Origin of the sequence: Paenibacillus sp. JNUCC-31, assembly GCF_014844075.1 — a bacterium.
Lineage (GTDB): Bacteria > Bacillota > Bacilli > Paenibacillales > Paenibacillaceae > Paenibacillus.
Map to the genome: position 1 here is coordinate 3,327,534 of NZ_CP062165.1, position 14,226 is coordinate 3,341,759.

General features: G+C 41.8%; 13 protein-coding genes. 6 read left to right on the forward strand and 7 right to left on the reverse strand.

Features of this window, described 5'->3' with window-relative positions; genetic code table 11:
- Positions 1-101 precede the first annotated feature (101 nt).
- Complete coding sequence (locus JNUCC31_RS14290; RefSeq protein WP_192272079.1) at positions 102-650, reverse strand: pyridoxamine 5'-phosphate oxidase family protein; 549 nt, start codon at positions 648-650, stop codon at positions 102-104.
- Positions 651-855: 205 nt separating this feature from the next.
- On the opposite strand from JNUCC31_RS14290, the gene pdxR reads away from it, so the two are divergent.
- From pdxR to JNUCC31_RS14305, 3 genes are all read left to right on the forward strand, one after another.
- On the forward strand, positions 856-2,286 hold the full coding sequence (gene pdxR / locus JNUCC31_RS14295) for a MocR-like pyridoxine biosynthesis transcription factor PdxR (RefSeq protein WP_192272081.1): 1,431 nt from the start codon (positions 856-858) through the stop codon (positions 2,284-2,286).
- 396 nt (positions 2,287-2,682) lie between these two features.
- A complete protein-coding gene (locus JNUCC31_RS14300) occupies positions 2,683-3,105 on the forward strand; it encodes a tetratricopeptide repeat protein (protein WP_192272083.1) in 423 nt (140 codons plus the stop codon).
- A 72-nt stretch (positions 3,106-3,177) separates the two neighbouring features.
- Positions 3,178-3,744: a DUF4062 domain-containing protein gene (locus tag JNUCC31_RS14305; protein ID WP_192272085.1), complete on the forward strand. Its 567-nt coding sequence runs from the start codon at positions 3,178-3,180 to the stop codon at positions 3,742-3,744.
- A 487-nt stretch (positions 3,745-4,231) separates the two neighbouring features.
- Here the strand turns inward: JNUCC31_RS14305 and JNUCC31_RS14310 are convergent, their stop codons facing one another.
- Complete coding sequence (locus JNUCC31_RS14310) at positions 4,232-5,479, reverse strand: TerD family protein (protein WP_192272087.1); 1,248 nt, start codon at positions 5,477-5,479, stop codon at positions 4,232-4,234.
- Between the two features lie 463 nt (positions 5,480-5,942).
- Here JNUCC31_RS14310 and JNUCC31_RS14315 point away from each other — a divergent pair, with 463 nt between their 5' ends.
- Positions 5,943-7,967 carry a right-handed parallel beta-helix repeat-containing protein gene (locus tag JNUCC31_RS14315; protein WP_192272089.1) on the forward strand — a complete coding sequence of 675 codons (2,025 nt, stop codon included), beginning with the start codon at positions 5,943-5,945 and terminating at the stop codon, positions 7,965-7,967.
- Positions 7,968-8,269: 302 nt separating this feature from the next.
- On the opposite strand, the gene JNUCC31_RS14320 is transcribed toward JNUCC31_RS14315, so the two are convergent.
- The 5 genes from JNUCC31_RS14320 to JNUCC31_RS14340 form a co-directional block, all read right to left on the reverse strand.
- Positions 8,270-8,911, reverse strand: a complete 642-nt coding sequence (locus JNUCC31_RS14320; protein ID WP_192272091.1) for a hypothetical protein — start codon at positions 8,909-8,911, stop codon at positions 8,270-8,272.
- Positions 8,912-9,095: 184 nt separating this feature from the next.
- Entirely contained in the window at positions 9,096-9,722 is a 627-nt protein-coding gene (locus tag JNUCC31_RS14325; RefSeq protein ID WP_192272093.1) for a DUF2306 domain-containing protein, read from the reverse strand.
- Between the two features lie 195 nt (positions 9,723-9,917).
- Positions 9,918-10,877 (reverse strand): SDR family oxidoreductase, encoded by a 960-nt coding sequence (locus tag JNUCC31_RS14330; protein ID WP_192272095.1) that lies wholly within the window; start codon positions 10,875-10,877, stop codon positions 9,918-9,920.
- 828 nt (positions 10,878-11,705) lie between these two features.
- A complete protein-coding gene (locus JNUCC31_RS14335; protein WP_192272097.1) occupies positions 11,706-12,200 on the reverse strand; it encodes a hypothetical protein in 495 nt (164 codons plus the stop codon).
- Between the two features lie 108 nt (positions 12,201-12,308).
- On the reverse strand, positions 12,309-13,118 hold the full coding sequence (locus tag JNUCC31_RS14340) for a DUF6973 domain-containing protein (RefSeq protein ID WP_192272099.1): 810 nt from the start codon (positions 13,116-13,118) through the stop codon (positions 12,309-12,311).
- Positions 13,119-13,480: 362 nt separating this feature from the next.
- On the opposite strand from JNUCC31_RS14340, the gene JNUCC31_RS14345 reads away from it, so the two are divergent.
- A complete protein-coding gene (locus JNUCC31_RS14345; RefSeq protein WP_192272101.1) occupies positions 13,481-13,906 on the forward strand; it encodes a hypothetical protein in 426 nt (141 codons plus the stop codon).
- Entirely contained in the window at positions 13,903-14,085 is a 183-nt protein-coding gene (locus JNUCC31_RS14350; protein WP_192272103.1) for a hypothetical protein, read from the forward strand. Before JNUCC31_RS14345 ends, JNUCC31_RS14350 begins: the two co-directional genes overlap by 4 nt.
- Positions 14,086-14,226 lie beyond the last annotated feature (141 nt).

Here is a 14,226-nt window from a genome sequence, read left to right on the forward strand (position 1 = left end):
TCCATAGCAGAACGCTATGCCCAGGTGACCTCTTACGTGTTCACTTTTCATTGAACTACCGCACACGTTAGCTTAACGCAAGTCGTAACGGTATCTTGTCGTCAAATCTCTCGTCGGCCATTCATGACCGTTCTATACATTTTTTCTGCTTCAATTGGGCTTTCTTTTGCCGTCATATGGTGCGGAATAACACGGTACACTTGAACCGGTCCGCCGAACACGGCCGACCTATACTTGTCCACATGCTGCTTCGACAAGGGGCGGTTATAATAGCCCGGTACGTATTTAATGATCATTTCCTGAAGTACATGGGTGGCTTCATCCAAATCAGTGATTGGCTCTGCTTGCCCAAATACCATTACGCTCATATAAGCCGTATCCGTTTTGGCAGGTACCGGGTCAGTGATGGTCCCATATTCCTCACATACCGTAAAACATACCTCTGGATTTTCACTCATGACATGATTACGCCTTCCATCTCCAGCCCCGTGAAAATAGAGCTTCTCCTCAGCCCACACATAATTAAGCGGTACAACATAGGGCAGGTCCCCATCAACCAACCCAAGATACCCAATTCTCGCCTGATGAAGGAAACGTTCAATTTTCTCTTGATCCCGGCATTCCCTGATCTTGTAACGAACCGAATTCATTTCTAAACCTCTCCTTTCACTCATAACACATTCATCCCACTCTAAACCCCGATACTCTTCTAGAGTGCAGCTACGACCAGATTGCAAATATCAGAGTTATTACGGTAGTATATCAGTGAATGGATTGCGTTAAAACATCCAAACATATAGGTTATGAGCAATCCATAATGAGCATTTATGGAACTTCTATCTGGAGGTGTGTACGATGATGAAAGTAAATCGTAATGACAAGAGACCAATCTGGCAGCAATTGCTTGATCAAGCGATTCATAATATTATTAGCGGGATCTGGGCGCCAGGGGAATTGCTGATTCCTTCCCGCGAACTTGCTCATATGGTAGGTGTCTCTCGCTCAACGATACAGATCGTCTATGAGGAATTGCTAAGTCGAGGCTATACGGTTACATCTCGCCGAGGAGGGACGCGGGTTAGTAAATGGCAACAAGTCACTGAATCAACGAAGGAAATAATAGCAGATGGCCCCATTCCCCCCTCACTTCCTTTGTTGAACTCGACTGTCGATCAATTACACGACTGGTTCGAAGGCCAAGAACATCCTGACGTGGATATTGATTTTAGTCCCCATGAACCCTATGTAGACGGACAATTTCAAAAGAACTGGCGACAATCGCTTCTGCACGCATCCGCTGCAATGGATTTATCCAACTGGGCTTACGGTAATCCTTGTGGTTTCACACCATTACGTGAGCAGATTCAGCGTTATTTATCACTTGAAAGAGGCATCCATATCCAAACCAATCAGATTCTGTTGACCTCAGGAGCTCAGCATAGTATTGACTTAATCGCACAATCGCTTTTAACTGACGGAGACACTGTCTCTGTAGAAGACCCCGGTTTTCCAGCTGCCTGGATGGCGATGAAATATCGGCGTATGAATGTGGTGCCCGTTCCCGTGGATAAGTATGGTCTAGTGGTTGAGCATATTCACCCGCAATCCAAACTGATCTTTACAACCCCTTCACACCAGTGCGCGGTCGGGGTCGTTATGTCGGAGCCGCGTAGGCAACAATTATTACATAAGACTGCTCAAGAACAATTCTGGATTATTGAGGACGATTATGATAGTGAATTTCGATATCGCGGGGAACCACTTCCAACGCTGTTTAGCCAGGCACCTAATAATACCTTGTACCTCATGAGTTTTTCTAAAATGATTGCTCCAGGCATTCGTATTTCGGCTATCGTTGGCTCTGTGGAGGCCATTGCTCAACTAGCCAGGGTACAGGAGCTGATTTACCGCCATCTTCCGATTATGGACCAGTTGACTCTAACCCACTTCATCCAGAATGGGCATTTTATGCGCCATATGAGAAGAGTCAGAAATGTGTACCGACGAAGACATGAAGCCATGACAAAAGCTATAGTGGCAAGCGGTTTGGGAGAGCGTTTCACACTAAGTGGGGTAGAAACGGGATTGCATATGCTCCTTGAAGCTGAAAAGTCATACGACGAAGACACCGTAACAAAGTTAGCTCTTCAAAAGGGAATACGTGTATACCCTCTTCGACCTTATTGTTTGGAAAGCAAACGAAAAGGATGGGTTTTGGGGTTTGCAAAAGTAGATGAAGCATCGATTGAGCAGGGGGTTCATCGTCTTGCGGAGTTGATCTTATAGGGTCATCATGTGAGAATTGGTAAATTCGCAGGATTCCATTAAACCGCAATCTGGGACAGAATAAACTAAGGCTATGAGGTCATTAATTTTAATAGGAGAATCGGATCATCATGTCTGTCATACATGCCTGCCTTACGAAGTCGCCAAGTCCTTACTCCATGAGTGTCTTGCCTCTGAGTTAAGCGCCTATTTTGATTTTGAAACAAGAATGATCTGAGCATGCGAGCGCATTCGCTTCGTATTCTCGCCTGATGATGGGAGAGCATTTACGAATCATATCATTTGGGCGATAGACGACTTGTCGGCAATACCAGACGCAATCATTTTCGATGAAAACCAAAAAACGATAATTGGCTAAAATTCTTAATCCCATCGAATAGAACAGGAGCGATCGCGTTGCAACTTTCAGATTCCACTTACTCCGAAATTACCACTCTATGTAAACAAGGCGATGCTTTAGTGGAGGCAGGCGATCTTGATTTGGGCAAGCAAAAATATATTTCCGCCCTCCGTTTGTTGCCAGAAAATCATCGAGAATGGGAGGCAGCTACCTGGATATATGTAGCTATTGGTGATGTCCACTATCGTCTGCAAAATTACGATAAGGCCTTTAAGTGCTTTTTTAATGCCGTACAGTGTCCGAAGAGGTTGGGCAATCCATATATTCATCTTCGGCTGGGGCAGTTACATTATGAACAGGAAAACTTTGAAAAGGCGGCTGACGAGTTAACCCGGGCTTACATGGGCGCCGGTATTGACATTTTTATGGAAGATGACCCAAAGTATCTTGAGTTTTTGGAGACAAACATAGAGATATGACCCTTTCATAACATTTTTTCGAATTTAATGGATAGATTCTATTTATACTAAATCTCTAATTTGGGTGGGCCTATGAGAAAAAAATTACAAATTTACATATCATCTACTTACTATGATCTTATTGAGGAAAGACATACCGCTGTTGAAGCCGTACTTCAAGCCGGTCATATCCCTACGGGAATCGAGCAATTTTTCAAGGAAAGTCCAATGAAAATTAGAAAGAGAGGGATCGACGAGTCCGATGTATATGTCCTGATTCTCGGAGGATTCTATGGTTTAACACTTCCTGATGAACCCAAGAGCTATATCCATTGGGAGTATGAGTATGCCGGAGAAGCGGGCAAACCTAGATTTGCTTTTGTTGTCACAGATGAAGCGTTAAGACAAAAGCCATATGACTTCGCAGCAATAGAATACTATCAGAAGTTTCAAGAGTTTAAGCAATCCGTCATGGAACAAATCCCGATCTATTATGTTGAAGATGTACGGCACATTAAAATGGTACTTCGTGATCAATTGCCGAAGTATGCGGCAAGAGACGATTTGTATGGCTGGGTTTCCGGCAAGGATGTCCTGGACGTCCAAAAGCTGTTGGAAGAGAATGCACGATTAAAGGCGGAGTTGGAGAAAAAGAAATGAAAGTGGGGCTGGCACAACCAGCCCTTTCCTTCTGTCTTCATCCTCAAGAAGAGATTAAGGAATATAAGGAATTCCACATAGAATATCTTCCCACCCCTAGGAAGCAGCTAATATTACTAATTTCACAACTAAAAATATCATAATGACTACATTACATGTTTAAACAAATCAAATCACAAATTTTTCAATATATAGAAACAAATTTATTGAATTACGCGTCTGAATAAGAGCTCCAATAAATGGTATAAAAATTCATGAAGGAGTTGAGAAGGGAGAAGATTAAAATGAAACTTCCGATTTATAACCACATTTAGCTGGGCTGCTTTGTTGTCTCTGTCTCTAATCTCGGGTTCAGTCTTTGCACAAGGATTCAATGATACGACTCCAGAGCCTGCTCGTTTTCTTCTTACACTTAAACCCCAGTTCTGCCTATGTATTGCCTTAAATCTGCTTCCTTTCTTTGTAACATTACCCTAACCATTTTTAACTATTTATAGTTATTTTTAGGCCCTTTATCCATTATAACTTCTACCATATTTGAAGATCCCATCTTAAGAATAGGTCTGGACTCTGAATTCGGTTTACTGTAAAGCTCCAATGGGCTTATAATTACGCCGTCTGGCGTGTTATAAAGTATTCCGGGTACACAGGTATAAATCTTATCATTATTATTAGCATTATTGGCCGATATCGTAACAGCAGTCCCATCATGATTATCTATACTCATGGACACCTTATATCTGTAAAATGAACCGGTCCCATTGGACTGAGCTGAATAAACCACAGGAACAACAGCAAGAATGTCATCTCTTAATCTTAATTTAATTACCTCTGTCTTCGTTGCTTTGCTGTTTCTCCCCACATCACCCATATGTTCCACGGCCCCGTTACCAAAGCTTTGAAGAGGCGGTACGCCCTTCGCACCAAACATAGCTACATCAATTTGCTTTCCATCCTTGTTGTAGACCAAAGCGTAGATATCATAATCCGTCCCGGACTTCCACGATACCGTAGCCGTAATCTCTGGTGTTTTATCAATAAGTACTGATTTTTGTCCTTTTTCGAGATTGATCTTACCCTTTACCTTTTCAAGGTTTAACGATGACTTTAATTGTTGATTATTTTTGTGATCAGCAGCAGATACAGTGGAACTAGGTCCTTTTGATGTTTGATTTGGAGTTATCTGAGGTTCGGAAGGCTTGTTTGGCTCATCCGCTTCAACCTCAACCCCATAGTTTTTACATAATCCTTCAAGCCCCGAATTAAATCCTCGCCAGATTGATTTCGCCTTTGTCTGCCCATTCCTTAGATATAACTCCAGAACTACGATTCCATTTTCGTTCGTGAAACTGGTCGGGGATAACTGAATAATCGAATTTTGTGTACATATGTCTGCTGTCAGATTTTTTACGTTCGAAAATCCTGAGTTATTATCCTCTGTCAGAGTTATAGCTATTTTAGTTATACCTTCAGGGACTTTATTCATGTCAAAATTAATTTTATGTACTTTTGTATTGCCCACTTGCTCGGATGGTAAAAGAGTAGCTACACCTGTGGAACTTGTTGGTTGATTATAAAAGATGATCCCGCTATCTCCTTGTACCTTGTCTGAATCCGTTAAAAGGAAGGCGGTTAATGAAATATCGATTAAACTCGAGATTTCGTGACTAATCGTAATATTCCCTTTTGCGGCACTTAAAGTTGTATTTGCTCCCATCTGAAGAAACTGACTCACTTAAAATCACTCCTATCCATTGATGTCTCGTATTGAATTTGCTCTTCATTCTCTAAAATCAGAATATATACTGGCTCACTTATATTACCATAAGAAGGGATTAATTAGGATGCTATATAATACAACTTTGAACTGTCCCTTTTAAGATATATCATCGTTTTGTGGCTCGAAAAAGATCATAGACGTCTGTGCTGAGCTACCTAGAATGTGATCTTGTAGTCTGGCATGCTTTCGTGGTTGTCATACTCGTACAACCAGAAGAAAAATAATAAAATTGTCCTGTTCAGAATAATGAATAGGGAAATCAAGCACTTGTACATAAAACATCTATATCCCTATCTCTCCTATTGTATATATTTTCTAGTATAATGACTTAATACAACAATATTTTTAAAAAATATCCTGCCTTCAGCTTGTAAGCAATTCTTACGACTTCTATAAGGTAGGAAGAAGGAGAGTTGCTATGGAATATCATGTATCCATACATGGGAATGATCAAGGAAAAGGAACAGCGGATCAACCCCTTCGTACCCTATCACGCGCTGCGGCTCACGCTATGGCTGGTGATACGGTTATTGTTCATGCGGGAGTATACAGGGAATGGGTTAACCCCGCTAATGGAGGAACAGCGGAACATCGAATCGTATATCGATCCGCAGGAGACGGGGAAGTCGTCATTACAGGAGCTGAACGGATTACCGACTGGAAGTCTGAAGGAAACCATGTCTGGAGCACAGAAGTGCTCAATTCCCTTTTTTCCGTTCGCAATCCCTATGAGATAGAGCTCAGTGGAGACTGGTTGTTTGACGGGCCCTTCCCGATTCATCTCGGTGATGTCTATTTGGATAACAAATCATTGTATGAATGCGATAGTGTTGAAAGCGTTCACAATCCCGAAGTTTGGCCCGAAGCCAAGTATCCCAAGGATTCACTGTTAAAATGGTATGCCGAAGTTGGTTCTACAACAACAAAAATCTGGGCCAATTTTGGCGGAAAAGATCCTCGTAAGGAAAATGTAGAAATTAATGTCCGTCCATATTGCTTCTGGCCAGAGAAACCAGGAATTGACTATATAACTGTAAGCGGCTTCATACTTCGTCAAGCTTCTCCTCAATGGGCGCCGCCTACGGACTACCAGGAAGGTTTGATTGGACCTCACTGGAGCAAGGGCTGGATTATTGAAAACAATATAATAAGTGAATCCAAATGCGTTGGTATTAGCCTGGGTACCGAAATCGGTACAGGTCATAGCGATTCTTTGGAGAAGCACAGTAAAGGCGGAACTCAACGTGAGCAGGAGGTTATTTTACGAGCATTACGCTCCGGCTGGCATAAGGATAACGTCGGTAGTCACATCGTTCGAGGTAATGTGATTCATGATTGTGAACAAGCAGGCTTAGTGGGTCATATGGGAGGAGCCTTTAGCCGTATTTATCAGAACCGTATTTACAATATTCACCACAAACGACTCAGACACGGTGCCGAAGTAGCAGGAATTAAACTGCATGCTTCCCTGGATACTCAAATTAGCGAAAATATAATGTATAGCTGTTACCGTGCGCTTTGGCTTGACTGGCAGGCACAGGGCACCCGCATCAGCCGTAATGTATTTTTTGACAACCTTTCTGAAGACCTCTTCGTTGAGGTTTGCCATGGTCCGTATATGGTCGATCATAATCTATTTCTCTCTCCCATGAATTTCAGAAATATGGCTCAGGGCGGGGCATTTGCTCATAATTTGTTTGCAGGCCGATTTGTAGTTCGTTCCGAGATTACCCGTATCACGCCATACCACTTCCCGCACGAGACGGCCATGGCCGGATACTCCAATATCACTGGAGGCGATGATCGATACTACAACAATATCTTCTTGGGTGATAACGATGCGCATAAGGAACCTGTTCCTATTACCTTCTTTGAGCATCTGCCACTTAAATCAAGGGATGAAGTTGGAGAGGACGGGAAGACAGTCATGGATGGTGTTCCGGACAATTCCATTTGCTATCTGCATGCTGTGGGACTGGGTGGCTACGATCAACATCCTGATGTAAAAGATAAGAAATGGTGGGAATACACCAAAGAGGAGCTTATTGAGCTTGGCGATGCCGCGAAGGATTTCTTTATAGGGAATGCCGTTCTTCCAGTAGCTATGGGTGGAAATGTATTTCTTAACCATGCGGTTCCAAGTCGTCATGAATCCAATGCCAAGGTATATACACAGAAGGGCATAAACGTTGAGATTAATCCTGTGTTAGGCGGGGTGCACATTCAGATCAACGAGCCCGAATTGCTCCGGGGAACTTCTGCCATGTTGGTTACCACTGACCTGCTTGGAAAGACGTATCACGCCGATATGAAGTATGAGGAACCCAACAGCACTCCATATCGTTTTGACTCCGACTTTTTTGGAACAAAGAGACCCGATGCAGAAATCACACCTGGTCCGTTTGAATTAACCGAAAATGGCATTATTGATTTTGATATTTAGTATATTAATAAATGTCCAGTCATTTTAGTTGATTGCATCTTTTCGTGTGTAAAGCCTCTACTCTGGTCATCGAGATAGAGTCTTTAATTGGAAAACATGGGAAATAACTACACCATGGGTGAAACAAAGCGGTTACGTCACCATTAAACCAAACGATACAAACAAAATGTATTAGTTTTTTATATAAAATATTCGGGAATAACAGAATCCCTAAATGTTCTGTTTTTTGGGGTTAGTTCTGCTGTCGCCAAAAAATTTGCTTCATTTATGATACGGTTCATCGTAACATCTATAGGGCGAAATCAAGAGAATTGCCAAAAACCTGCTACAGAGTGTTTTATCTCGGTGGCCCTTATCATGGCAAAGATATATAGTGATCCAAAACCAAAAGGATAATTGTAGTCGTGTTGAACCAACGTTTCGGGGTAACCATCTTCATCTACTTGAAATAAAAAAGAAAATGAATCCTCCATCAAATTTGTAAAATAATAGTCTTCATTTTGAATAAGTCTCGGGTTTCCCCCTACTTTGATCAAAAAAGACTGGTCCATTGATTTCTGGTCATTGCTTAGTGTCCCGTCTGAGATGGTGTGTTTTTTAAGGCCTGGGTTTGTAAACACCTCTTTGATGCTTTCAGTTGAAATGGGGTGTTCAATTACCTTGATCGAGCAATTAGGATACATATTGTTTTTCAAATACTCCTCATAGTCTTCAGGGATGAAGATCGAAATCATGCTCTCCGGTTTAAAAGGATGGACGAGGCTCAAGTAAAAAAGATATTTTTGGTTACCTTCATGGATGAGGTCATCTTGATCATCAAAAAATTGAGGTGCATTTCCGCCGATCCAGCCTGCCCCATGATCTTTCGATAGGTCAGATTCGGCATAATAGAGAATACTCTCTGTTCGCTCAACCAAAACCTTCTTCTGATTGTCCAATGGCATTCTATCAACTCCCCTCATACGAATCTTGTCCAAAAATAGACCTAAGTACTTCATTGCGACATCGATCTTATTTCTCTTCTATTAATTCAGATTCCTCAGCGAATACCTCATAAACTGATTCGATTAATTCTCATTGTACAGAAGGAGCGCATTTAGCGCTCCTTCTGTAGCTGGCAGTTGTAAATCATTGCCGCTGCCGCAACCTCATTCTGGAAATCACGGCTTCTATGACGAGCAGATTAGGAATCCAACAAACCCAAGCGACAACCCGAAACGCCGCCTCGAAATCGCCAAACAGAAGATTCAGCGGCGCTAACCAGATTCGAAGCGTGACCGCTGCAAAAGTAAGCGCATAACTGCGAAGCATCCATGCTTTATGAGCTTGGATGTCTTTCGCCATAATTTTTCTCGTTGCAATAAGCGTCGTCGCAACCCACAATACATCGAGCGACATGAACCCAAGCCCGGCAATCCAACCTCCCGTGGCAAAAAGGGATAAATACACACTCACGATCCCACTAACTGTAATCGAAAGAACATATCCATACCCCAATAGGCGATGCCAACGTTTCCTATCATTCATTGGCTTTATAAATAGTTGAAAGGGTCCTATGATCAAGGCAAATATCGCGGTAACAATATGGATGTATAGTACATATATCCATGGTTTGAGTTCAAAATTCGGCTTTTGCAATTTGAAAGAGACAAGTCCTGCATCACTAGCTTTAAGCACGCCATACTGAACAATTGCGTATCCGGCAATCGAAAATGCAAGAATGAGAACGAGTGCCCGAATCATCTTATTTCCCATTTAAATTATCCTCCTCCGTTGATGCACCGTGAAGCTGTTGTCCCTTTAAACCCTATAGTGGCTATAGAGTCAATACCGATCTTCTCGATTAAGGCATCGGCTAGAAAGGGACGCACAAATTCAACGCTTGTCGTGGTCAAGTTTCCTGCCGTACTTTTGGTGCAAACGGATCTTCGCTTCCTCCCAGCTTTACAGTTAGAAATAATACCCCTTCCGAATATCATCTAAAAGGGTAGGATATACTGGTTTCCATCCTAAACGTTCCTGCGTCAACGCACTGGACGCCGGATTATCCGTTTTCGTGAAGGGTGCAAGCCATCCGAAATGTTTACCTGCTTCTTCAACCCCAATACCTTGGACCGGCAAGTTCAAATGGATGCCCAAAGCCGTGGCGATCTCTTGAAATGGAATGCCCTCTTCGCTCACTGCATGAAACCGGGACCCTGCCGGAGCTTGTTCTAAGGCGAGTCTAAAAAGGCGCGCCGCATCCAGTAGATGCACGGATGGCCAACGGTTGTTACCGGAGCCTGTATAGGCGGAGAACCCCTTCTTACGAGCGATGTTCACCAGATTTGGGAACAAGCCCGTCTTATCGCCTTCACCGTGTACGATCGGTGGGAGGCGTACAATCGAGGAACGTATCCCCCGATTCGCCAAGTCTAGGGTGGTATGTTCTGAAATGATGCGTAATCCACCTTGCGATTGAGGATCCCCAGCGCTGTCCTCCGTTCCGAGACGGCCGGGAGTAAGTGTCATCGTAGGCATCGCGACGACAAGCGCCCGGTCACCGGCGGGTAAGGAGGTGCCGAGTGTCTCGATGGCTCGCCTGTCGGTCTCAATTGCAGCCTTCATAAATCGCATCACTACATGACGAGGACTCCCGCCGAATAAAACCCTAAGCCGAGTTGGAAGGCCCGCATGCGAGAACTTGTGGAAGAAGGCCAAATGAATGACCCCGTCTACTGCAGCAGCCACTTTGCGCAAGCCTGCTAAATCCTCAATCGAACCGACTTGAACCTGGGCACCCAGTGCCGTAAGCCGTTTGCTGGCTTTTTCAGAACGGGCAAGACCAACCACTTGATGACCGGCATCCAGCAGTTCGCGAACGACCGCCCCTCCGATGAAGCCTGTCGCCCCTGTAACCAATACACGCATTTTCAGAAATCCCCTTTCCTATCGATAGGATGTTTACTCTTAGTATAGGGGATTGACTACTGCAGTCTTTGCCTTTTCCGTCGGAGTTTTTGCCTGATTCAACAGATTCCGCCGCTTAAAAAGGAAAAATCCGCTAGGCTCTATGCCCGCGGAAATTTGAAAAGCCGTTTACATGTGCGTTTCACTTCAACTTTTGCTGGTCCTGACGCCACCTTGTGATATCTCTAGTTGGAGGACACCCAAAAAATCGGCTGTAATCGCGGCTAAATTGGGAATCGCTCAAATAGCCAACACGCCGGCTCGCCGTAGTTGCGTCAATGGAGCTGGATAACATTAGACGCGCCCGCCTCTTGCAGGCGTAGCACCTTTTGATATTGTAGAGGGCTCATTGCAGTAGCCGATCTGAAATACTCGCGAAACGAGGATTCGCTCATATGGACCAGCTCCGCCAAATCCGCTACTTAGACGGTACCTGATCTGTTCGTAACGATGAATGCAAAAAACATCCAATTCGTTTGGAAAAGGATTGTGCAGATGGTTCTTCGACTATTGAAGGAAGTCTCTTTCGACTCGTTCTGGGCTGCGTATCGAAACTGGATGAACCATTCTATGTTTTGTCGTTAATAGAGATGAAAAGAGTTGAGGTTGAACAAAAAACTTCGTTAACTACATAACGTTAAGATTATATAAAAAAAGCCCTATATATCAAACACTTTTCTTGAAGTGTAAGTATATAAGTGCCCATATATCTTTAATCTGAAGCATAGATATTTTTCTCTTTAGCATCATAACTTTCCTTCTAACGCGAATTTAGGTTTGGTCCCTAATTTACTGCGTCACTGCCTTAAACTCTAAATATTTTATGCCGTCTTTCATATTAACATGAAGTTTGTAATTGTCATCGCTCTTTATAGCTAAATATTCTTGACCTTTTCTTTCAACGGAAAATCCTAACTTATAGTCCATTCCTTGAATATAGCCAACGACTTCTTTATTCCTAACGAATATCACCTGTTGCATACCCTCAGAATCAGATATATGAATTCTACTGCTTTCAGTTCCGATAACTTTCTCAATGTATGCTTCGTCAGTGTATTCTGAAAATACATACATATTATCCCATTCAAATGGAACAAAATCTGATAAACGATATTCTTTACCGTCCTCTAATGAACTAATTTTATTTATAAATGTACTAGAATTTTCATTTTGAAGTTTGTTTTGCGAATTAAATGGGTTAAATACTACAAAGTATAAAATGCATATAATCGGTATAATCATAGATAATGATACAACGATTATTCTTTTTTTCTTGTTTTTCATTAATCCAACTCCTGTTCTTATCACGAAATAATCATATCTTAATGCAAAATATAAAGGAAGACCGCTTCTCGCAAAACGGTCTTCTTGGTTTTAATTTTGTCAACTTTACTAATTATACTTTAAAACAATCATTTCTCCAGCCTTAATTTTCGCTACTACTCGGTCTTTCAAGTCCTGATCAGTTGTAAACAGGATTGTGTCAGTAAGTACACTCCAACAATCTCTACCTTTCTTATTGTTGTGCAGATCCATTCTTGTATGCTCACTGTTCTTGATACCATCTGTGATACGATTAGGGTAATTGGGATCAGACTGTTCTTCGTGTGCAGTTGCCCATAGTTCTGCAGATTGTTTGCTAACATACTTACTCATTAGAGCATTCCAAATCGCATGTCTATATGCGTCCTTTGCAGTGCCATTTCCTTTTTGACTTTTATAAATACTTTCACTAGCATATGTGTTTGCTTTGTTTCTGCAGGTGTTTACTATTAGAGCTGCAGCAGGATTGGAAGCTGCCAAGCCTTTTTCGAAACTATTCAAAGCAGCCCATTTATCAGCATAACCATCGTCATTCACAGCTTGTAAAGAAAATTTATTCGAGTTATTGCCAAATTTATTATCAAACTCAGCAACAACAGATTGGTCAGGTAAGTTAGGATTGGCTTCTTTAAAATCTTCAATTTCCTTGTAGAGTTCAATATCACTATATTCAAAATTCAGCTCACTATATAGAGGGCTAGAAAGAATTTCATCAATGGTAGCTTGTTCTACATTCAAAATTTCATTCGATGATTTAATAGATGTATCTGTGAATGATGGAGAGTTGTTTTCAGCACTTGCTGAAATAATGGAACTACCCATTGTTGATACAATAGCTGTTGCTAGAGTCATAGCCAAAATCTTCTGAGTCTTCTTCATTTAATAAATCCTCTTCTCTTAATATAAGTATTATTTCTTGATCTAAGTAAATATAGAAATGCATTCCATATGATTCAGCGCTTTTCATATAATAGTATACACTTTGTTCTTTTTCAAGAAAAATATGGATAATATACATACATATTATCACCATGTTCACAATTTTTTTCTAATATTATCTATTAAAAAGATTTTTAGTCGCTATCCCACATAATATAATTAAAGTAACAGCAACCTAGAATTAATAACCTACCGCTCATATTTTGTTTGCTCTTTCTTAAACAAACTGTAGTGTAAATTTGTGATAAACGAAATTTCATCTGTATATCATACCTATGAATACAATCATGGAGGTAAACAGAATGAAGAAAACCCATAAAAAACTCATTAAACTACTCGAAAAAACAATCAATCCTGAAGGCGACATTCACTTCTTGGAAATTGCAGTAAAACACTCCAAAACCCACGAAAAAGAGCGACCCGTACGCCAAGTACGGGTCGCTCTTACGTTTCAGGAAGGAGACACACTAGATCCATATTATGACGGTACAGATTTATTCGTACTCATGGGTGAGAACAACATCCAATTTACGCTGGAAAAAGAATGGACAGATGGACATCCGACTATCGAAGGAAGTCCCATTGAGTTCGCTTTTGGCTGGGTAGCGGAACTGGCTGAACCGTTCTATGTTTCACCCGAAGCACTTGCAGCAGCGGAAACTAACAACCATCCACGCTATTGCAATAACCCACAAGGTAACAGCCATCAGGAGGAATCAGAAAAATGATCGACCTGACATCTGATATGCAGTTCACTACCTTAATCCAAACCAACGCACTTCCTACAGACTGTCTTACTTTCATCCACGATTACATGCATCAACTTCGCAATGCACATGAAGATGAAGCCTTCCCAGGTTTTTTTAAGTGTCTACTTAAAGGGGATAATACCATCACTTGGTCATGACTGGTCTTTTTTGTTTTGGTGCTGGCAGGTGCCTCACACATAGACACTTGCTCTAAATGAGATTGGGAAGTCTATGTGGTGTATATTGTAAACCACCGTATTCAAAGTAATTTCACAATAGCCAGGAATGATTATCCTTTC

What these genes read in the sequence shown, in the direction of transcription:
- JNUCC31_RS14290 (WP_192272079.1), bottom strand. Translation starts at nt 650, where the DNA reads ATGAATTCGGTTCGTTACAAGATCAGGGAATGCCGGGATCAAGAGAAA.
- pdxR (WP_192272081.1), top strand. Translation starts at nt 856, where the DNA reads ATGATGAAAGTAAATCGTAATGACAAGAGACCAATCTGGCAGCAATTG.
- JNUCC31_RS14305 (WP_192272085.1), top strand. Translation starts at nt 3,178, where the DNA reads ATGAGAAAAAAATTACAAATTTACATATCATCTACTTACTATGATCTT.
- JNUCC31_RS14315 (WP_192272089.1), top strand. Translation starts at nt 5,943, where the DNA reads ATGGAATATCATGTATCCATACATGGGAATGATCAAGGAAAAGGAACA.
- JNUCC31_RS14320 (WP_192272091.1), bottom strand. Translation starts at nt 8,911, where the DNA reads ATGCCATTGGACAATCAGAAGAAGGTTTTGGTTGAGCGAACAGAGAGT.
- JNUCC31_RS14325 (WP_192272093.1), bottom strand. Translation starts at nt 9,722, where the DNA reads ATGGGAAATAAGATGATTCGGGCACTCGTTCTCATTCTTGCATTTTCG.
- JNUCC31_RS14330 (WP_192272095.1), bottom strand. Translation starts at nt 10,877, where the DNA reads ATGCGTGTATTGGTTACAGGGGCGACAGGCTTCATCGGAGGGGCGGTC.
- JNUCC31_RS14335 (WP_192272097.1), bottom strand. Translation starts at nt 12,200, where the DNA reads ATGAAAAACAAGAAAAAAAGAATAATCGTTGTATCATTATCTATGATT.
- JNUCC31_RS14340 (WP_192272099.1), bottom strand. Translation starts at nt 13,118, where the DNA reads ATGAAGAAGACTCAGAAGATTTTGGCTATGACTCTAGCAACAGCTATT.
- JNUCC31_RS14345 (WP_192272101.1), top strand. Translation starts at nt 13,481, where the DNA reads ATGAAGAAAACCCATAAAAAACTCATTAAACTACTCGAAAAAACAATC.
- JNUCC31_RS14350 (WP_192272103.1), top strand. Translation starts at nt 13,903, where the DNA reads ATGATCGACCTGACATCTGATATGCAGTTCACTACCTTAATCCAAACC.